Source organism: Angustibacter sp. McL0619 (assembly GCF_049994355.1).
GTDB lineage: Bacteria > Actinomycetota > Actinomycetes > Actinomycetales > Angustibacteraceae > Angustibacter.
Genome location: NZ_CP188257.1, coordinates 2883272 through 2901441, shown reverse-complemented (window position 1 = coordinate 2901441; position 18170 = coordinate 2883272). Strand labels below are relative to the sequence as shown.

Annotated in this window: 18 protein-coding genes; 7 read left to right on the top strand and 11 right to left on the bottom strand. The window is 71.7% G+C overall.

Annotated elements, in window-relative coordinates:
* The first annotated feature begins 21 nt into the window (after positions 1–21).
* Positions 22–885 carry an alpha/beta fold hydrolase gene (locus ACPPVT_RS13410; RefSeq protein WP_426561032.1) on the top strand — a complete coding sequence of 288 codons (864 nt, stop codon included), beginning with the start codon at positions 22–24 and terminating at the stop codon, positions 883–885.
* Between the two features lie 102 nt (positions 886–987).
* Here the strand turns inward: ACPPVT_RS13410 and glnA are convergent, their stop codons facing one another.
* Positions 988–2412, bottom strand: a complete 1425-nt coding sequence (gene glnA, locus ACPPVT_RS13405) for a type I glutamate--ammonia ligase (RefSeq protein ID WP_426561030.1) — start codon at positions 2410–2412, stop codon at positions 988–990.
* A 158-nt stretch (positions 2413–2570) separates the two neighbouring features.
* Here glnA and ACPPVT_RS13400 point away from each other — a divergent pair, with 158 nt between their 5' ends.
* Complete coding sequence (locus ACPPVT_RS13400) at positions 2571–2969, top strand: RDD family protein (protein ID WP_426561028.1); 399 nt, start codon at positions 2571–2573, stop codon at positions 2967–2969.
* A 35-nt stretch (positions 2970–3004) separates the two neighbouring features.
* On the opposite strand, the gene ACPPVT_RS13395 is transcribed toward ACPPVT_RS13400, so the two are convergent.
* The 3 genes from ACPPVT_RS13395 to lipA form a co-directional block, all read right to left on the bottom strand.
* Positions 3005–3205 (bottom strand): hypothetical protein, encoded by a 201-nt coding sequence (locus tag ACPPVT_RS13395; protein ID WP_426561026.1) that lies wholly within the window; start codon positions 3203–3205, stop codon positions 3005–3007.
* Between the two features lie 117 nt (positions 3206–3322).
* On the bottom strand, positions 3323–4051 hold the full coding sequence (locus ACPPVT_RS13390) for a DUF4191 domain-containing protein (protein WP_426561024.1): 729 nt from the start codon (positions 4049–4051) through the stop codon (positions 3323–3325).
* Between the two features lie 49 nt (positions 4052–4100).
* Positions 4101–5102 (bottom strand): lipoyl synthase, encoded by a 1002-nt coding sequence (gene lipA / locus ACPPVT_RS13385; protein ID WP_426561022.1) that lies wholly within the window; start codon positions 5100–5102, stop codon positions 4101–4103.
* A gap of 208 nt (positions 5103–5310) precedes the next feature.
* On the opposite strand from lipA, the gene ACPPVT_RS13380 reads away from it, so the two are divergent.
* Positions 5311–5472 carry a hypothetical protein gene (locus tag ACPPVT_RS13380; RefSeq protein WP_426561020.1) on the top strand — a complete coding sequence of 54 codons (162 nt, stop codon included), beginning with the start codon at positions 5311–5313 and terminating at the stop codon, positions 5470–5472.
* On the opposite strand, the gene lipB is transcribed toward ACPPVT_RS13380, so the two are convergent.
* Complete coding sequence (gene lipB, locus ACPPVT_RS13375) at positions 5441–6109, bottom strand: lipoyl(octanoyl) transferase LipB (RefSeq protein WP_426561018.1); 669 nt, start codon at positions 6107–6109, stop codon at positions 5441–5443. The two genes, ACPPVT_RS13380 and lipB, sit on opposite strands and share 32 nt — an antisense overlap.
* Positions 6110–6206: 97 nt before the next feature.
* On the opposite strand from lipB, the gene ACPPVT_RS13370 reads away from it, so the two are divergent.
* Both ACPPVT_RS13370 and ACPPVT_RS13365 read left to right on the top strand, forming a co-directional pair.
* Complete coding sequence (locus ACPPVT_RS13370) at positions 6207–8765, top strand: MMPL family transporter (protein ID WP_426561016.1); 2559 nt, start codon at positions 6207–6209, stop codon at positions 8763–8765.
* Positions 8762–9787 (top strand): Gfo/Idh/MocA family protein, encoded by a 1026-nt coding sequence (locus ACPPVT_RS13365; RefSeq protein ID WP_426561014.1) that lies wholly within the window; start codon positions 8762–8764, stop codon positions 9785–9787. The genes ACPPVT_RS13370 and ACPPVT_RS13365 overlap by 4 nt, the downstream gene beginning before the upstream one ends.
* 31 nt (positions 9788–9818) lie before the next feature.
* Here the strand turns inward: ACPPVT_RS13365 and ACPPVT_RS13360 are convergent, their stop codons facing one another.
* The 3 genes from ACPPVT_RS13360 to ACPPVT_RS13350 are packed head-to-tail and all read right to left on the bottom strand — an operon-like array spanning position 9819 to position 11664.
* On the bottom strand, positions 9819–10574 hold the full coding sequence (locus ACPPVT_RS13360; protein WP_426561012.1) for an SRPBCC domain-containing protein: 756 nt from the start codon (positions 10572–10574) through the stop codon (positions 9819–9821).
* A complete protein-coding gene (locus ACPPVT_RS13355; protein ID WP_426561010.1) occupies positions 10571–10888 on the bottom strand; it encodes an ArsR/SmtB family transcription factor in 318 nt (105 codons plus the stop codon). The genes ACPPVT_RS13360 and ACPPVT_RS13355 overlap by 4 nt, the downstream gene beginning before the upstream one ends.
* A gap of 44 nt (positions 10889–10932) precedes the next feature.
* Positions 10933–11664: a Type 1 glutamine amidotransferase-like domain-containing protein gene (locus tag ACPPVT_RS13350; RefSeq protein ID WP_426561008.1), complete on the bottom strand. Its 732-nt coding sequence runs from the start codon at positions 11662–11664 to the stop codon at positions 10933–10935.
* Between the two features lie 182 nt (positions 11665–11846).
* Here ACPPVT_RS13350 and ACPPVT_RS13345 point away from each other — a divergent pair, with 182 nt between their 5' ends.
* The gene (locus tag ACPPVT_RS13345; RefSeq protein WP_426561006.1) at positions 11847–13343 is read left to right on the top strand and encodes a protein kinase domain-containing protein; all 1497 of its coding nucleotides are present in this window, start codon (positions 11847–11849) and stop codon (positions 13341–13343) included.
* On the opposite strand, the gene ACPPVT_RS13340 is transcribed toward ACPPVT_RS13345, so the two are convergent.
* The 3 genes from ACPPVT_RS13340 to lpdA form a co-directional block, all read right to left on the bottom strand.
* Entirely contained in the window at positions 13291–14175 is an 885-nt protein-coding gene (locus ACPPVT_RS13340) for a TIGR01777 family oxidoreductase (protein ID WP_426561004.1), read from the bottom strand. The genes ACPPVT_RS13345 and ACPPVT_RS13340 overlap by 53 nt on opposite strands.
* A gap of 48 nt (positions 14176–14223) precedes the next feature.
* On the bottom strand, positions 14224–16176 hold the full coding sequence (gene sucB / locus ACPPVT_RS13335; protein WP_426561002.1) for a 2-oxoglutarate dehydrogenase, E2 component, dihydrolipoamide succinyltransferase: 1953 nt from the start codon (positions 16174–16176) through the stop codon (positions 14224–14226).
* A gap of 63 nt (positions 16177–16239) precedes the next feature.
* Positions 16240–17625 (bottom strand): dihydrolipoyl dehydrogenase, encoded by a 1386-nt coding sequence (gene lpdA / locus ACPPVT_RS13330; protein WP_426561000.1) that lies wholly within the window; start codon positions 17623–17625, stop codon positions 16240–16242.
* 198 nt (positions 17626–17823) lie between these two features.
* On the opposite strand from lpdA, the gene ACPPVT_RS13325 reads away from it, so the two are divergent.
* Positions 17824–18156 (top strand): oxidoreductase, encoded by a 333-nt coding sequence (locus tag ACPPVT_RS13325; protein WP_426560998.1) that lies wholly within the window; start codon positions 17824–17826, stop codon positions 18154–18156.
* The last annotated feature ends 14 nt before the right edge of the window (positions 18157–18170 follow it).

The following is an 18170-nucleotide window of genomic DNA, read 5'->3' as shown; positions in this document are numbered from 1 at the left end:
CACAGCGTCTACTCTGCGGCCATGGAGCGAACCCCTTTCACGGTGGGCACGCCGTCGGGTGAGCTGTCCGGGTGGCTCGCCGGCGAGGGACCGCGGGTGCTGGCAGTTCACGGCGGTCCGGGCATGAGCTTCGACTATCTCGACGATGCGGTGGCAGAGCTGGCTACCCGGTACCGGGTCGCGACCTTTCAACAACGAGGTCTTGCGCCGTCCACGGACCAGGGCGAGTTCACGGTCGCCGAGGCGGTGAGCGATGTCGCCGCCGTGCTGGACGGTTTGGGCTGGCAGAGCGCCTACCTGATGGGCCACTCGTGGGGCGGCCACCTGGTGTTCCATGCTGCGACGGCGATCCCCGAGCGACTGGCCGGCGTGCTTTCCGCCGACCCCCTCGGCGCGGTCGGCGACGGCGGCGCGGAGGCGTTCGGGGCCGAGATGCTCGCGCGGGTCCGCGAGCCCGACCGTGAGCGCGCCCGGCTGCTGGACGAGAAGGACACGGCGGGCGAGTCGACCCCGGAGGAGGACCTCGAGGCCTTCTCGCTGTTCTGGCCGTCGTACTTCGCGGATCCCGCGGCTGCCCCGGCGATGCCACGCGTGGTCTTCTCCCAGCCGGCGAACCGGGCGCTGTGGGCCGATCTGACTGCTCGGCTGCCCGAGCTCGAATCGTCGCTGCCGTCGATCAGGGTCCCGGTCGGCGTGCTGGTTGGCGAGCTGAGCCCGATGCCGCCGACCGCCGGTCTCGACAGTGCCGACCGCATCCCTGGCGCCTGGGCGCAGGTCGAACCGGGGGCGGGCCACTTCATCTGGCACGAGGCGCCGGGATGCCTGCTGGCTGCGATGGACCGGCTCGTCGCCGGCGAGGTGCCGGACCGTACGTCGGCTCAGTAGGCCGCTCGCCGGACGACCCGCGCGAGAACGCGGCAACGGCGTCCGCCATAGCGAACGCCGTCGCCACGATCCGTCCGGCGCGCAGGGGTAGCGCCGAACTGCCTAGATGTCGTAGTAGAGCTCGAACTCGTGCGGGTGCGGACGCAGGCGGATCGGGTCCACCTCGTTCGCGCGCTTCCAGTCCACCCAGGTCTGGATCAGGTCAGGGGTGAACACGTCGCCCTCGGTCAGGTAGTCGTGGTCCGCCTCGAGCGCGTACAGCACCTCGGCGAGCGTGCCGGGCACCTGCTGGATGGAGGCGTGCTCCTCCGGCGGCAGCTCGTACAGGTCCTTGTCGATCGGGTCCGGCGGCTCGATCCGGTTGCGGATGCCGTCGATGCCGGCCATCAGCATCGCCGAGAACGCCAGGTAAGGGTTGCTCGACGGGTCCGGCACCCGGAACTCGATGCGCTTGGCCTTCGGGTTCGACCCGGTGATCGGGATGCGCACGCAGGCGGAGCGGTTGCGAGCCGAGTAGACCAGGTTGACCGGCGCCTCGTAGCCGGGCACCAGGCGGTGGTAGGAGTTCACCGTCGGGTTGGTGAAGGCGAGCAGGGACGGCGCGTGCTTGAGCAGGCCGCCGATGTACCAGCGGGCCATGTCGGACAGCCCGCCGTAGCCGCGCTCGTCGTAGAACAGCGGCTCGCCGTCCTTCCACAGCGACTGGTGGCAGTGCATGCCCGAGCCGTTGTCGCCGAAGACCGGCTTCGGCATGAAGGTCGCGGTCTTGCCGAACTTGTGCGCCACGTTCTTGACGACGTACTTGAACAGCATCACCTTGTCGGCGGACTTGGCGAGCGAGTCGAACCGGTAGTTGATCTCGGCCTGGCCGGCGGTGCCCACCTCGTGATGCGAGCGCTCCACCTGCAGCCCGAGGGCGTCGAGCTCGAGCACGATCTGGTCGCGCAGGTCGGCGAAGTGGTCGACCGGGGGGACAGGGAAGTACCCACCCTTGTACGGCGTCTTGTGCCCGAGGTTGCCGCCCTCCTCGACGCGACCGGTGTTCCAGGCACCCTCGATGGAGTCGATGTAGTAGTAGCTGGCGTTCTGCTTCGTCTCGAACCGCACGTCGTCGAAGATGTAGAACTCCGCCTCGGGGGCGAAGAACGCCGTGTCCGCGATGCCGGTCGACTTCAGGTACGCCTCGGCCTTGGCCGCGATCTGGCGCGGGTCACGGCTGTACGGCTCGTCGGTGAACGGGTCGACGATGGAGAAGTTGAGCACCAGCGTCTTCTCGGCACGGAACGGGTCGACGAAAGCCGTCTCGACGTCGGGGATCAGCTTCATGTCGGACTCGTGGATCGCCTGGAAACCGCGGATCGACGAACCGTCGAACATCTGGCCGTTGGTGAAGAACTCCGCGTCACAGGAGACAGCGGGCACGTTGAAGTGCTGCATCACGCCCGGCAGGTCGCAGAAGCGGACGTCGACGAACTTCACGTCCTCGTCCTTGATGTACTTCATGACCTCGTCGGCGTTGCTGAACATCCATCCTCCTCGTCGGGCGGGGCTCCACTGCTGGTCGAACGCTAGGCAGCGGCGGTTTCCCGTCAGTGTCTCGAATGTTTCCCCGAGGTTACGGCCGGGCCGCCCGGTATCAGGGAGGTGAATTCTCGCCGTTCGCGGCTCACCCGTACTCTGCCGGAGTGGAGCAGAGCCCTGTCGAGGAGTACCCCGGACAGCGCCTCGGGCTGCCCGCCGAGGGCCGCGGATCCGTGGCCGCCTTCGGGCGACGGGTGGGCGCGCTGGTGCTGGACTGGGGCCTGGCGTTGCTGGTGTCCCGCGTCATGCTGCACGGCAACGAGTGGACGACGCTGGGCGTGTTCGCGCTATTGCAGGCCGTCTGCGTCACGGCCTTCAACGGCGGACCCGGGCACCTCGCGCTCGGTATGCGGGTGACGAGCGTGGACGGTCGCAGCCCCGGCCCGCTGCGCGCCGTGGGCCGCGCGGTTCTGCTGTCAGTGGCCATCCCGGCGCTGGTCTGGGATCGCGACCAGCGCGGCCTGCACGACCGGCTGATGGGCACGGTGCTACGCAGGGTCTAGGACCCCGCGCAGCACCGTGAAGAACCTGTGGGCTGTCAGCCGGCGAGCCGGACCGGCTCCCGCGTCAGGTTGACGGCGTCGAGCTCGCGCTCCTGGCGGGCCACCCGGCCGCGCTCGGTCTCCACCGCGTGAGCGGCGTTCGCAATGGCGCCCTGGGACAGCACGGCGTCGGCGCGCCGCACCCACACGCCCATGATCCGCAGGGCCTGGGTCGTCGTCGTCACGTTGTGGACCATCGGTGCCTCCCCTGGCTGGTCGTGCCTCGTTCTCTCGACGAGGTCTAGTAGACCGGGCGCAGGTTACGGCTGTGTGTCCTGATGTGAAGACGTGGAGAAACCTGCGTGCAGGGTTGCTCAGCGCCCGCGCATGCCCTTGCGGTCCGGGCGTGCCCGCAGCGGGTCGACGCCCTTGGGCACCGGCAGCGGGGACGACCCCAGCGCGCGCAGGCGCTTGTTCACCGCGGTGACCTCTTCCTTCGACAGGGCGGGGCGCATCCGGTTGAGCTTGCTGACCAGCTTGCGGACCGGCACGGCGTCCTCGCCGGTGCCGACCCGGACCAGCGTGACCGGGACGTTCGGCACCACCCGGTTGACTCGCTTGCGTTCCTTCTCGGCCAGCTTCTGCGCCCGGGCCGGCGGGCCCTCGACGACCAGGACGACGCCTGGCCGGCCGATGGCCCGGAAGACCATCGCGGCGCTCGCCATGTCACCGGGGCGGCTGGCCTCGATGGCCACTGGCTGCTCGTCGTGGAACCAGCCGCGCCGCAGCGCACCCAGCGCGGCCCCGCCGCCGCCGATCTGGCCCTCGAGCCGCCCGTACGCCGCGCGCTCGGTGCGGCGGACCATGATGATGCCGGCAGCGAGCACGGCGAGGGGTAGGCCGACGAACGGCAGGTAGTACGGGTGGCCGAACACGATCCCGAGCACGACGAACAGCGCCAGGATCAGGACGAACGCGCCGAGCATCCACCAGACGACTGCTGGGTCCAGCTGGCGGGCCTGGTTGAAGGCGGTACCGATCTGGCGCAGCCGCTTGAAGCGCTTCTTGGGCTCGGCAGGGGTGGCGTCGGTGTTGCGGGCCATCGTGGTGTTCCTCGGGTTCACGTGCGGTCGGACGGGGGAGCGGGGTCTCTCAGCGGGCCAGCAGGCTGGCGGCCTCCTGTGCCGCGGGCGCTGCCTGGGCCAGGTGCGCCAGCGCCTCGGGCAGCTGCTCGCCCCGGCGCTGCATCGCCTGGGACCACAGCCGTCCGGCGCGGTAGGAGGACCGCACCAGCGGCCCGGCCATCACGCCGGCGAAGCCGAGCTCGGTGGCCTCGTCCGACAGCTCGACGAACTCCTCCGGCTTGACCCAGCGCTCCACCGGGTGGTGGCGCGGACTCGGCCGAAGGTACTGGGTGATGGTGATCAGGTCGCAGCCGGCCTCGTGTAGGTCGCGCAGCGCCTCGCTGATCTCCTCGCGGGTCTCGCCCATGCCGAGGATCAGGTTGGACTTGGTGACCAGGCCGGCGTCGCGGCCCATCGTGATCACGTCAAGGGAGCGCTGGTAGCGGAAGGCAGGACGGATCCGCTTGAAGATCCGCGGCACGGTCTCGACGTTGTGTGCGAAGACCTGCGGCGCCGCGTCGATCACCTGGTTGACCTGCTCGGGGATCGCGTTGAAGTCCGGGATCAGGATCTCTACCCCGGTGCCGGGGTTGAGCGCGTGCACCTGGCGGATCGTCTCGGCGTACAGCCAGGCCCCGCCGTCCGGCAGGTCGTCGCGGGCGACACCGGTGATGGTCGCGTAGCGCAGGCCCATGGTGGCGACCGACTCGGCCACCCGGCGCGGCTCGTCGCGGTCCAGGTCGGCCGGCTTGCCGGTGTCGATCTGGCAGAAGTCGCACCGGCGGGTGCACTGCTCGCCGCCGATGAGGAACGTGGCCTCGCGGTCCTCCCAGCATTCGAAGATGTTGGGGCAGCCGGCCTCCTGGCAGACGGTGTGCAGACCCTCGCCCTTGACCAGGGACCGCAGCTCGGTGTACTGCGGACCCATCGTCGCCTTGGTCTTGATCCAGGACGGCTTCTTCTCGATCGGGGTCTGCGCGTTCCGGGCCTCCAGACGCAGCATCTTGCGTCCCTCGGGCGCGATCGTCACGTGCCACTCCTCCTCGCAGGACGGTCCCGCCGCCTGACGGGACCAACCCCTCCAGCCTACGCCGCGCGCAGGGCATTCCCGACGTCCCCTACCATCGGCGCTCCGACCTTTCGCAAATCCGCCGAAACCGGCGCAAAGCGCGATAGGACTCAGGTCGGTCGGCGGGTGTGTCGATACCTGGATTGCTCGTGTCCCCGAGGAGGCACCCATGGCCGTCATCAGCGTAGGTTCGCAGCAGGCACCGCCCACCGCTCAGGTCCGGCTGCCGCACCCGCTGGTGCGCGCCACCGCCTGGTCGTCGGCGATCGGCCTGGTCGCCGGGCTGGTGCTCGGGATGATCACGCAGGCGCACGAGCGGGATCGGGGCTGACCGACTCGAGCACCTCACGCAGGTGCCGTTCGGCCAGTGGCAGCACCTCGGCGACGGTGACGTCACGCCCCAGCTCGATGCTCAACGAGGTGACCGCGGCGTCCGCGATCCCGCAGGGCACGATCGTGCGCGCCCAGGACAGGTCGCAGTCGCAGTTCAGTGCGAAGCCGTGCATGGTGACGCCCTGGGACACCCGGATGCCGATGGCGCCGAGCTTGCGGTCCGGCCCGCGCTGGTCGGCCAGCACCCAGACGCCGCTTCGCCCCTCGACCTGCGTGGTCTTCAGGCCGAGGTCGGCGCACACCGCCATCAGCGCGGTCTCCAGCCGACGCACGTGGGCCACGACATCTATCGGGTCCGGTAGCCGCACGATCGGGTAGCCGACCAGCTGGCCCGGCCCGTGCCAGGTGATCTTTCCGCCACGGTCGACATCGACCACCGGGGCGCCGTCCACCGGCCGCTCGTGCGGCTCGGTGCGCTTGCCGGCGGTGAAGACCGCCTCGTGCTCGAGCAGCAGCAGGGTGTCCGGCAGCTCGCCCGCGACGACCGCGGCGTGCACCTGGCGCTGGCGTTCCCAGCCGACCAGGTAGGGCACCGTGGCCGGCGCGAATCCCTCGTGCACCACGTTCAGGCTCATGGTGTCCAGGCTACGACAGCGGGGCTGCGTAGTTGCCCGGGGCGGGCGTGACTCTAGAGTCAGCACCCTGGCCGCAGCACGTCGATCGGGAGGGACAGTGAGCACTGGGGGAGCGGGTTCCGGTACGCCGGAGCCGGGAAGTCGGCTCGCCCGTGCCCGCGAGACCCGTCGGCGGGCCGGACGCCGCCGTGCCGTCGTGCGGGCCATCGGCCTGACCGTGGTGGCCGCGGCCTGGCTCGGCGTCGTCAGCGTGGGTGGCCCGCTGGTCGGCCGGCTGTCCGAGGTACAGCAGAACGACAACGCGAACTTCCTGCCGAAGTCGGCCGAGTCGACGAAGCTCGCCGAGCAGGCGGAGAAGTTCTCGGACACGACGGCGTTCCCGGCGTTCCTGGTGGTCGAGCGGGCGGGCGGGCTCAGTCCCGACGACCGCAGCAAGGTGCAGCAGCTGACCGAGTCGCTGCCCAGTCTGCGGGTGCCGGTCGACCCGGCGTCCGCGAACGGCCGCACGTACACGCTCGAGGACTTCCTGGTCCCGGGGCCGATCCCGGTCGTGCCGAGCGAGGACGGCGAAGCGCTGCTCGTGCCGATCTCGCTGGACGGCGACAAGGCGGGCGACTCGCTGCCGGACGGCGAGAGCGTCGTCGGGCAGTCGGTCGCGACGATCCGCACTGCAGCCGCCGCACAGCTCGAGCCGTCTGGGCTGAAGACCTACGTGACCGGGCCGGCCGGCTTCACCGCCGACCTCGTCACGGCCTTCGGGGGGATCGACGGCAAGCTGCTCGCGGTCAGCCTCACCGCGGTGTTCCTCATCCTGCTGCTGGTCTACCGCAGCCCGTTGCTGCCGGTCGCCGCCCTGATGACGTCGGCCTTCGGGCTGTCCGCCGCCGCGATGGTGATCTTCCCGCTGGCCAAGCGCGGCACGATCGCGTTGAACGGGCAGAGCCAGGGGATCCTGTTCATCCTGGTGATCGGCGCAGCCACCGACTACGCGCTGCTGCTGGTCTCGCGCTATCGCGAGGAGCTGCACGACCACGAGAACAAGTACGTCGCGATGCGCCGCGCCTGGCGCGGGTCGGTGCAGCCGATCGCGGCGAGCGCCACCACCGTCGTGCTCGGGCTGCTGTGTCTGATGTTGAGCGAGCTGGGCAGCACCCGAGGGCTGGGTCCGGTGGGTGCGATCGGCATCATCGGCGCGCTGCTGGCGGCGTTGACGCTGCTGCCCGTGCTGCTTCTGTTGCCGACCGTCGTGCTCGGGATCGTGGTCTGCGGTGCGGCTTTCGCGCTCGGCACGATCTTGCTGTCGCCGGTGCTGGGGATGGTCCTGGTGGTGGCCGCCCTGGGCGGCGGGGGATACCTGGCCTGGCGGCGCTGGCAAGTGCTGCGCGGGCCCCCCGAGGACGGCCCGCTGCCCTGGTACGCCAAGGCGCCGTCCGGTCGGTGGCTGTTCTGGCCGCGTACCCCGCACGTGGACCACGTGCACCGCGAGGACGTGTTGCAGGGCAACGGGATCTGGGGGCGGGTGGCCCGACTGGTGGGCCGTCACCCGCGGGCGGTCTGGGGCTGCACCCTTGCCGTCCTGCTCGTCGCCGGGCTGTTCGCGCCGACGCTCAAGGCGTCCGGCATCAGCACCTCGGACCTGTTCCGGCAGCCGGTGGAGTCAGTTCAGGGCCAGCAGGTGCTGGCCGACCATTTCCCTGGTGGCTCCGGCAGTCCAGCGGTGATGGTGGTGCAGGAGACGGACACCAAGCAGGCCCTGGAGGTCGTGCGGGCCGTCGACGGAGTGGCGTCGGCGCAGGTGCTCACCGACGCGACCATGGCAACACCCACCGCGCCGGGGCCGCCCAAGGTGGTCGACGGGCAGGTCGAGCTCCAGGCGACGCTGGAGCCGGCGGCGGACACCCCCGAGGCGGAGGACGTCGTCCTTCGGCTTCGTTCGGCCGTGGACGTGGTGGGTCAGGACGTGCTGGTGGGTGGCAACACCGCGGTCAACTTGGACATCCGCGAGGCGAGCCAACGCGACTTGAAGGTGATCATCCCCGCGATCCTGCTGGTGATCGCGCTGGTGCTGATGATGTTGCTGCGCGCGGTCGTCGCGCCGCTGCTGCTGATCGGGGCCAACGTGGTCTCGTTCGGCGCCACGATCGGGATCAGCGCGCTGGTCTTCAACCACGTGTTCCACTTCCCCGGCGGGGATCCGTCGATCCCGCTGTACGCGTTCGTGTTCCTGGTGGCCCTGGGGATCGACTACTCGATCTTCCTGATGACCCGAGTACGCGAGGAGGCCGGCTTCCGTGGCACCCGCGAGGGTGTGCTGGTCGGGCTGGCGGTCACCGGCGGGGTGATCACCAGCGCCGGAGTGGTGCTGGCGGCCACGTTCGGTTCGCTGGCCACCATCCCGATCCTGTTCCTGCAGCAGATCGCGTTCATCGTGGCGTTCGGGGTGCTGCTCGACACTCTGGTCGTCCGGTCGTTGCTGGTGCCCGCGCTGAGCCACGACATCGGGTCGCGGATCTGGTGGCCGACCCGCTACGGCTCGGGCGAGGACCCTGATGCTGAGGCTGGGCCTGCCGATGCAGCTGCCGTTGTTGAGCCAGCCGGCGCTGACGCTGAAGCCGCTCCGGCTCAACCGTTCGACGTCCGCCAGGGCATGTCGTGAACGGCCGACTGCGAGTCGGCCTGGTCGGCTACGGCCTGGCCGGCGCGCAGTTCCACAGCCCGCTGCTACGTGCGGCGGGGCTGGACGTCGTACGGGCGGTCACCTCCGATCCCACCCGCCGGGCACAGGTCGCGCAGGACTGGCCGGACGCCACCTGCCTGTCCTCGGTGGCCGCCATGCTCGGCGACCCGCACCGGCTCGACCTCGTGGTCCTGGCCAGCCCCACCGGGGTGCACGCCGAGCAGGCCATCGCCTGTCTGAACGCCGGACTACCGGTCGTCGTCGACAAGCCGCTGGGCACGGACGCCGACCAGGCGGCGCGTGTGCTGCAGACCTCGCTGGACCTGGGCGTCCCGCTGACCGTCTTCCAGAACCGTCGCTGGGACGCCGAGCAGCTGACCCTGCGCCGGCTGCTCGCCGAGAACGCGCTGGGGGAGGTGTTCCGGTTCGAACGGCGCTGGGAGCGCTGGCGTCCCGAGCCGAAGGACCGCTGGCGGGAGAACGCACCGGCCGAACAAGGTGGCGGGCTGCTGCTGGACCTGCACAGCCACCTGGTCGACTCCGCCGTCCAGCTGTTCGGACCGGTCTCCCACGTGTACGCGGAGATGGCCGCGCACACCACCAAGGCCGAGGACGACGTGTTCCTCGCGCTGCGTCACTCGAACGGGGTGCGCAGCCACCTCGGGGCGCTGTCGGTGGCCGGCGCGCCCGGGCCGCGTACCCGGGTGCTGGGCCGGGAGGGCAGCTACGTGGTCACCTCGTTCGAGGCCGAGCCGACCGCTTTCGCCGACCTGGGCGACCTGGACGACGAGCACTGCGGCTGGCTCGTCGCCGGCGAGCAGCGGACGCCGGTGCCGCGCGCAGCCGGCGAGGCCGGCGACTTCTACGCGGCGGTGGTGAGCGCGCTGAGGTCCGGCGAGCCGATGCCGGTGGACCCCCGCGACGCGGTGCACGTCCTGCGGGTGCTGGACGGCGCGCGGGTCAGCGCGGCGGACGGCGCCGTGGTGGCCGTCCGCCCCTGAGTCCCGCGCCTGTCCCTCGCGGTGAGCGCGGTCAGCCGGTCAGCTGCACCCGCCAGGGGCGGACCGCCACGGTGAGCAGCTCGCCCTTGACCGACAGGTCGTCCGTGGTGGCCAGCGTTCGGACGTCGACGCCGCTCGCGCGCGCCGGGACCCGGACCACCGCCATCCCGCTGCCGACCTCGTCAGGCAGCGGTCCGGCCGCCACGAGCAGGCCGCCGTCGGCGAGCCGGCCCAGGAACGCGATGTGCTCGGCGAACAGGGGCTGTTGGAACAGTGGTGTGCCGACCTGCGCGGCGGGGCCGGGGCGGTGCTCCAGGACGAACCACTCTTCGGCGGGGGCGCCGTCCGCTTGGCCGTCGCCCGTGCCCACCCGGTCGCCGTAGCAGTCGACGACTGCGACCCAGCCGTGGGCGTAGCTGTCAGCCGCCCGCTGCGGCTCGGCCAGCCGCTCCCAGCCGGTGTGCAGCAGCCGGACGACGGTCGCGTCACCGTCCGCCCGGAACGTCACCTCGAGCTCGGTGGCCTGGTCGGAGCCTTGGCCCGGGTGCCAGGCCAGTCGCAGCAGGTCCGGCGCTGACCGCTCGAGCACCTCGGCCCAGATGCTGACCTGGCCGTCCGTGGACCGCTCGACGATCTCGTCACCCTCGAACGCGACCGACGCGGTGGCGCCGTGCACGCTGAACTGGCCGAGCGGCCACCAGGAGCCGAGGTGCGCGGTGAAGACGGCGTACGCGGTGGCGGGGTCGGCGGCGACCCGGATCTCGCGGCGGACGGGTGCGATGGTCATGGTCGGTGTCCTTGCTCGAGATGGGCGGCGAACGAGGCCAGGGCGGTGTCCCACAGACCGATCAGCCACTGCTGCAGCGGCACCAGCCCGGCGGGCGCCAGGGCGTACAGGTTGCGGGTGCCCTCGGAGCGGTGCTCGACCAGCCCGGCGCCTTCGAGCACCTTGAGGTGCTTGCTCACGGCAGGTCGGCCGATCGGCATCCGGGCGGCGAGCTCGCCGACCGGCAGTGCGCCGTCCCGCAGGACGACCAGCAGCTCGCGGCGCATCGGGTCACCGAGGGCGTCGAGGGCGAGGGCAGCTGATTGGTCGCTCATGGGTAACGGTTACTCTAGGGCGACCATTCGCTGCTGGCAAGGGGTCAGGTGCCGGGCAGCAGCCGCGGCTCGATCCGCTCCTCGATGGCTCGGTCCCCGTCGCGGGTCACGACGTACGCACCCTTGCCGCGCTGCTCGGTGACCGCCTCGACGAGCTCGGTCCCGCGGTACAGCAGGCCCACGCCGTCGTCGCTGCAGTGCGTCACGGGCAACGTGCCGTCGGCCACCAGGCGGTGCACCAACGGGCGCCGCCGCTCCTCGCTGTCGTAGTGCACACCGTTGCCGTAGGGCAGGAAGGCCAGGCCGTTGGTGACGGCACGCAGCTCGGGGCCGAAGGAGTCCGTGGTGCCGCCGACGAACCAGCAGATCGAGCCGGCCGACACCCCGGCCAGCACCACGCCCGCCTGCCAGACGCGGCGGAAGATCCGGTCCAGGTCGTGCACCCGCCAGACGGCCAGCAGGTTAGCCACCGAACCGCCGTTGACCCAGACCACGTCCTGCGACAGCAGGTGCTCCTCGGCGTCCTCGACCGAAGGCATGGTGAACAGGGACAGGTGGGTCAGGTCGAACCCGGCGCTGCGCCCGGCGTCGTCCAGCTCAGCCTGGAACCAGCGCTGGTCACCGCCCGCCGTGCCCAGGTGGCAGACCCGCGGGCGGGACGTCGTCCCGGAGAGCTCGACCGCGTGGTGCACCAGAGGCCCGAAGTCGAGCCGGTGCCGGTCCGCGGGCACGTAGCCCCCAGACGTCGCCAGGATCGTGGGCTGGTCAGCGGGCACGCAGGTCCTCCGCGGGGTCGGGTTGTGAGTATCGGGTCGGTCGGGCAAACCTAGTCGAGCCAGGACCGAGCACGGCCGCGCGGTCTGCGCGCACCCGGCCTTCGACCCTGCCGGCGCGACGCTACCCGCAGCCTGTGGACAACGCCCGCGGCCACCGGCGCAAATCCGGCAGGCTAGGCCGCATGACCTCTCTCGCACCGGATGCAGCCGACCTCGCCGCGCCGCCCGAGGTTCCTGGCTACCGCGTCCAACGGCGGATCGGCGGCGGTGCCAGCTCCGTCGTGTGGGCGGCCGCGCCGAGGGCGACGGGCTCCCAGGTGGCGGTCAAGGTGGTGCGCGCCGGGCCGGCCGCCGACCGCGAGCTCGCGGTCCTGCGCGCCGTGCGACACCCGCACGTGCTCTCGCTGCGCGACGCCGTCCCGTTGGCCGACGGCCGTCTCGCCCTCGTCACCGACCTGCTGGACGGCGGCTCCCTGGCCAGCGTGGTGGCCGCCCGCGGCCGCCTGCGCCCAGGTGAGGTGGTCACCGTGGTGGCTCCGTTGGCCCAGGCGCTGAGCGAGCTGCACGCGGCGGGCATCCAGCACGGCGACCTCGCCTCGGGCAACGTCCTGTTCGACCGCGGCGGCCGGCCGTACCTGAGCGACCTCGGCACGGTCCGGCTGACCGGCGTCGCGCGGCAGGAGGTGTTCGGCACGCCCGGCTTCCTCGACCCTGTCCTGCTCGACGGCGCCCCTGCCGGGCCGGCCAGCGACGTCTACGGGCTCGGCGCGCTCGCCTGGTTCGCGCTGTGCGGTGAGCCGCCGCCGACACCGATGTGTCGTCCGTCGCTCGCCAGCGCAGCGCCCCAGGCACCGGCCGAGCTGGTCGCGGCCGTTCAGTCGGCGCTCGATCCCTCGCCGACCAGTCGTCCGACGCCCCTGGAGCTCGCCCGGGCACTGCACGCTGCCGTCTCCGCTGAGCCGGTATGGCGACCCGGCGGCTCGCCGGTGGACGGCGGCCTGACCCGCAGGGTGGCGGCGCAGGTGCTGGCTGACCCTGACGACCGTGCGCCCAGGCACCGGTTGCACAGGACGCGTCGCGTGCGGGCCCGCCCGGTCTCCGTCGCCTGCAGCGCGGTCGCACTGGCGGTGGCGGTCGGGGGTGCGGTCGTGCTGCTCGACGGGCAGGCGGAGTCCTCGGCTGCCGCAACCGCGCCACCCGTGGGTTCGGCCGCGGCCAGCAGGGCCACGACGTCCGCGGAGCAGGCCCCGACCCTCGCGATGCTCGTCGGTCTGGCCAGCAGCAGGGCGGGTGCGTTCGGTCGCGCACCGGGACGCTGCGGCGTGCGAGCGGCTCCTGGTCTGGCGGGTTCGGTGCCGGGTTCAGCCGCCGACCTTCAGGACCAGGCTCTGCTGGCCGACCTGGCCGCTCGCTGCCTGAGCTACCGCGGGTTGACGCTGGTGCCGCGACGGGCCACCGTGCTCACCTCCGGCTCGGACCGCGCCACCGTCGATGTGGTCGTGGACGAGTCGGCCTACGACGTCGTGGACGAGGCCGGCACCGCGCTGCGGCACGTCGCTGCCTTGCCCGAGCGGCGATCCCGGCTGTCGTTGCGGCGCACCGAACGGGGCTGGCAGGTCGCCGCCGTCAGCCCATCACCCACGGGGCAGCCTCGGCCAGCGTCGGGTGCCGGAAAGTGAACCCGGCGTCCAGCAGCCGCCGCGGCACGACCCGGTGGCTGGCCACGACGGTCTCAGCGAACTGCCCGATCGCTGCGCGCACGGCGATCTCGGGCACCGGCAGCACCGAGGGGCGGTGCACCTGGCTCGCGAGCGCGCGCATCAGGTCCCGCTGCGTCGCCGGTGCCGGTGAGGCCAGGTTCACCGGCCCGGGAAGGTCGCCGTCCAGCAGTCGCGTCAGCGCCCGGACGTGATCCTCCAGGGTGATCCAGCTCCACCACTGCCGGCCGCTGCCGATGGGTCCGGACACGCCCAGCCGGACCAACGGCCCGAGCCGGCTCATCACCCCGCCCCGTGGGGCCAGCACGAGGGCGGACCGGGCGTGCGACACGCTGACGCCGGCCTCGACGGCCGGGGCGGCGGCGCCCTCCCACGCCTGGACGACGTCACTCAGGAAGGCGCTGCCGCGCGGGGACTCCTCGGTCACCTCGTCGGGCGAGTCCGGGTAGAAGTCGATGCCCGAGGCGGTGACCAGGACTCGCGGCGCCGGGTCGAGCGCGGCGACGGTTCGGGCGATCAGCGAGGTGCCGTCCACGCGGGAGCGCAGGATCGTGCGCTTGTACGAGTCGGTCCAGCGGTGGTCTCCCACGCCCGCCCCGGCCAGGTGCACGACACAGTCGGTGCCCTGCAGGGCGGCGACGTCGATCCGGCCCTCGCCCGGGTCCCACCGTGCCTCGTTGCGAGACTGCGGGGTCCGGCGGACCAGGGTCAGCACCGTGTGCCCCTGCTCACGAAGGTGCGGCACGAGGGCTGAGCCCACCAGACCGGACGAGCCGGTCACCACGACCTTCACGTCACTTCACCTCCCACGCCGGTGCGCCCGGCCTGGGAGGCCGTTGCGTCACAGCCCGATGTCGGCGTCGAAAGCGCCTTCCTCCAGGCGGTCCTTCATCGCGACGAGGAACCGCGCCGCGTCGGCGCCGTCCACGATGCGGTGGTCGTAGCTCAGCGCCAGGTAGACCATCGAGCGGATCGCGATCGTCTCACCGCCATCGGAGTCCTGCACGACGACCGGACGCTTGACCACTGCACCGGTGCCCAGGATCGCGACCTGCGGCATATTGATGATCGGCGTGTCGAACAGCGCGCCGCGGCTGCCCGTGTTGGTCAGCGTGAACGTGCCGCCGCCGAGCTCGTCCGGCGCGATCTTGTTGGCGCGGGTCCGCTCGGCGAGGTCGGCGATCTTGCGGGCGATCCCGGCGATGTTCAGGTCGCCCGCGTCGCGGATCACCGGGACGATCAGCCCCTTGTCGGTGTCCACGGCGATGCCGACGTTCTCCTGAGCGTGGTAGACGATCTCGTCGCCCTCGATGCTCGCGTTCACCGTCGGGTGCGTCTTGAGCGACTCGACGGCGGCCTGCACGAAGAAGGGCAGGAACGACAGCTTCACACCCTCGCGGGCCGCGAAGTCGTTCTTCGCGCGCTGGCGCAGCCGGGCGATCTTGGTGACGTCCACCTCGATCACGGTGGTCAGCTGCGCGGACGTCTGCAGGGACTCGACCATGCGTTGGGCGATGAGCCGGCGAAGGCGGGTCATCTTCTCGGTGGTGCCGCGCTTGGCGGACACACTGGCCGGCACGCTGGCAGCGTGCGCGGGAGCAGCCGGGGCGGGTTCCGACGCCGCAGGTGCGGCAGCCTTCTCGGCGGCGGCCTTGTCGGCGGCCGCGGCGTCCAGCACGTCCTGCTTGCGCACCCGACCGCCGACCCCGGTGCCGGAGACGCTGGCCAGGTCGACACTGTGCTCTGCGGCGAGCTTGCGCACCAGCGGCGTCACGTAGGCAGAGGCGTCACCGGTCGCCGTCGCTCCCGCGGGTGCGGGCGTGGGTGCGGGCGTGGGTGCGGGCGTGGGTGCGGGTGCGGGTGCGGGTGCGGGTGCGGTGGCTGCCGGCTGCTGCTGTTGCTGCGGCTCTGGCTCAGCTGCCGGCTCGGGCTCGGGCTCGGCTGCCGCTTCGGGCTCGGGCTCGGGCTCCGGCTCGGCTGCCTGCTGCGGCTCGGCGGCGGGTGCGGCCGCCGCGGAGTCGGCGGCAGAACCGCCGATCACGGCCAGGTCGGCCCCGACCGGGACGGTCTCGTCCTCGCCCACCAGCAACTTGCTGACGGTGCCCGCGACCGGGCTGGGGATCTCGGTGTCGACCTTGTCGGTGGAGACTTCGAGCAGCGGCTCGTCGACGTCGACCTGGTCACCCTCGGCCTTGAGCCAGCGGGTGACTGTGCCCTCGGTCACCGACTCGCCCAGCGCCGGCATGGTCACGGTCGTGCCGCTGCCGCTGCCGTCGCCGTCGCCGCCGCCATCGCCGCCGCCTGAGTCCGCCGAAGAGGACTGCGGTGACTGCTCCGGCTCGGGCTCGTCGGACCGCTCTGGCTCGGACGTCTGTGCCGACGGCTCCTGCTCGGTGGAGGGCGCTGCCTCCTCGTGCTCCGGCTGCTCGCTCGCCTGCTCGGCTGCCTGCTCCGAGCCAGCCTCGGAGTCCGCCCCGGAGTCCGCCCCGGAGTCAGCCCCGGAGTCAGCCCCCGAGCTCGTCTGGCCGCCGGTGTCGTCCGCGCCGGACCCGGCCGCCCCGTCACCGATGACGGCAAGGTCGGCGCCGACCGGCACGGTCTCGTCCTCGCCGACCAGCACCTCCTGGAGGGTTCCGGCGATCGGGCTCGGGATCTCGGTGTCGACCTTGTCGGTGGACACCTCGAGCAGCGGCTCGTCGACCTCGACCTGGTCGCCGACCTGCTTCAGCCAGCGCGTCACGGTCCCCTCGGTGACGGACTCGCCGAGGGCCGGCATCTTCACCCGCTCTGACATTGGCTGGGTTCTCCTTCGTCGCTGGTACAGGTCGTTCGCTGGCGGGCTCGGTGCTGCGAGCCGTCAGGCGTGCACGTGCAGGGGCTTGCCGGCCAGGGCGAGGTGGGCCTCGCCCAGGGACTCGTTCTGGGTCGGGTGGGCGTGGATCAGCTGGGCGACCTCCTCCGGGTACGCCTCCCAGTTGATGATGAGCGAGGCCTCGCCGACCTGCTCACCCATCCGCGCCCCGACCGCGACGAACCCGACGACGGGGCCGTCCTTCTCCCGGATCAGCTTGACGAAGCCGGTCGTTCCGAGGATCTGGCTCTTGCCGTTGCCGCCGAGGTTGTACTCGAGGGTCTCGACCTTGTCGTCGCCGTACTTCTCCTTGGCCTGCGCCTCGGACAGGCCGACCGAAGCGACCTCGGGGTCGCAGTAGGTGATGCGCGGGATGCCCGAGTCGACGACCGGCACCGGCGCCAGACCGGCGATCTCCTCCGCGACGAAGATGCCGTGCGCGAAGCCTCGGTGGGCCAGCTGCAGGCCGGGGACCAGGTCGCCGACGGCGAACACGCCGTCCACGTTGGTGCGCAGCCTCTCGTCGGTCGGGATGAAGCCGCGGTCGACGGTCACGCCGACCTCTTCGTAGCCCAGGCCGGCGGACGTCGGGCCGCGGCCGACGGCGACGAGCAGCAGGTCGGCCTGCAGTGTCTCGCCGCCTTCGAGGGTGACGGTGACACCGCTGTCGTCCTGGGTGACGCCCTCGAACCGGGCGCCGAGCTTGAAGTTGATCTTGCGCTTGCGGAAGGCGCGCTCCAGCGCCTTGGAGGCGGACTCGTCCTCGACCGGGACCAGGTGCGGCAGCGCCTCGACGATGGTCACGTCGGCACCGAAGGACTTCCAGACGCTGGCGAACTCGACACCGATCACCCCGCCGCCGAGCACGACCACGCTGTTCGGTACCCAGTCCAGGGTCAGGGCCTGGTCGCTGGTGATCACCCGGCCGCCGATCTCCAGCCCCGGCAGCGAGCGGGCGTACGAGCCGGTGGCCAGCACGACGTGGCGGCCCTTGACCTGGCGGTCGCCGACCTGCACCGTGTCGTTCCCGACGAGCCGGCCTTCGCCCTCGACGAGCTCGACCTTGTGCGCCTTGGCCAGACCCTGCAGGCCCTTGTACAGACGGCTGACCACGCCGTCCTTGTACGAGTTCACACCACTCATGTCGATGCCGTCGAGGGCGGTCTTGACGCCGAAGCTGGACCCCTCGCGGGCGGTGTCGGCGACCTCGGCGGCGTGCAGCAGCGCCTTGGTCGGGATGCAGCCTCGGTGCAGGCAGGTGCCGCCGAGCTTGTCCCGCTCGACAAGGGCGACCGTCATGCCCAGCTCGGCTGCCCGGAAGGCGCAGGCGTACCCGCCGCTGCCACCCCCGAGGATCACGATGTCGAAGACCTCGCCGGTGCTGTCGGCCACGTCGCCTGCTCCTTACGTGTCGCGCGCGCCTGCACTTGTGGTGCGCAGCGCTGGTTGTTGGCGGGGCCCATCCTGTCACCAACCCGCGGCGAGCACGCAACGTGGTCGATCTGGGCCCCGTGCGGCAACGTCCTGCCCTGGTGCGGTCATCCCAGTGCACACTGGTGCCCTTCACAGAGCGAGGCGGAGGTGCGAGGCGTGGCGTGGTTGCGACGTCGGCCAAAGGCCGAACCGACGACCGAACGACGGACGAAGGCGGACGTCGAGGCCGCCACCGCGCACCTGCGCAACTTCGTCGGCACCCGGATCGGAGTCGAGATGTACGTCGAGCCGCAGACCTCGGTGACGCCCACCACCCTGGTGCTGATCGCCGCGACAGGGGAGTGGACCCGCCGGCGGGTCAGCAGCCCGAAGGCGGCCGGCGACCTCGCCCGCGAGCTCGGTATCCCGGTCTACGACGTGCAGCAGACCGGCTACCCCGGCCGGATGCGCGAGTGGACCTCGCACCAGCGCAAGCAGCAGGGCAGCTGACCCGCGGGCGACCC

What these genes read in the sequence shown, in the direction of transcription:
- ACPPVT_RS13410 (WP_426561032.1), top strand. Translation starts at nt 22, where the DNA reads ATGGAGCGAACCCCTTTCACGGTGGGCACGCCGTCGGGTGAGCTGTCC.
- glnA (WP_426561030.1), bottom strand. Translation starts at nt 2,412, where the DNA reads ATGTTCAGCAACGCCGACGAGGTCATGAAGTACATCAAGGACGAGGAC.
- ACPPVT_RS13395 (WP_426561026.1), bottom strand. Translation starts at nt 3,205, where the DNA reads ATGGTCCACAACGTGACGACGACGACCCAGGCCCTGCGGATCATGGGC.
- ACPPVT_RS13390 (WP_426561024.1), bottom strand. Translation starts at nt 4,051, where the DNA reads ATGGCCCGCAACACCGACGCCACCCCTGCCGAGCCCAAGAAGCGCTTC.
- ACPPVT_RS13380 (WP_426561020.1), top strand. Translation starts at nt 5,311, where the DNA reads ATGGCCGTCATCAGCGTAGGTTCGCAGCAGGCACCGCCCACCGCTCAG.
- lipB (WP_426561018.1), bottom strand. Translation starts at nt 6,109, where the DNA reads ATGAGCCTGAACGTGGTGCACGAGGGATTCGCGCCGGCCACGGTGCCC.
- ACPPVT_RS13360 (WP_426561012.1), bottom strand. Translation starts at nt 10,574, where the DNA reads ATGACCATCGCACCCGTCCGCCGCGAGATCCGGGTCGCCGCCGACCCC.
- ACPPVT_RS13355 (WP_426561010.1), bottom strand. Translation starts at nt 10,888, where the DNA reads ATGAGCGACCAATCAGCTGCCCTCGCCCTCGACGCCCTCGGTGACCCG.
- ACPPVT_RS13345 (WP_426561006.1), top strand. Translation starts at nt 11,847, where the DNA reads ATGACCTCTCTCGCACCGGATGCAGCCGACCTCGCCGCGCCGCCCGAG.
- sucB (WP_426561002.1), bottom strand. Translation starts at nt 16,176, where the DNA reads ATGTCAGAGCGGGTGAAGATGCCGGCCCTCGGCGAGTCCGTCACCGAG.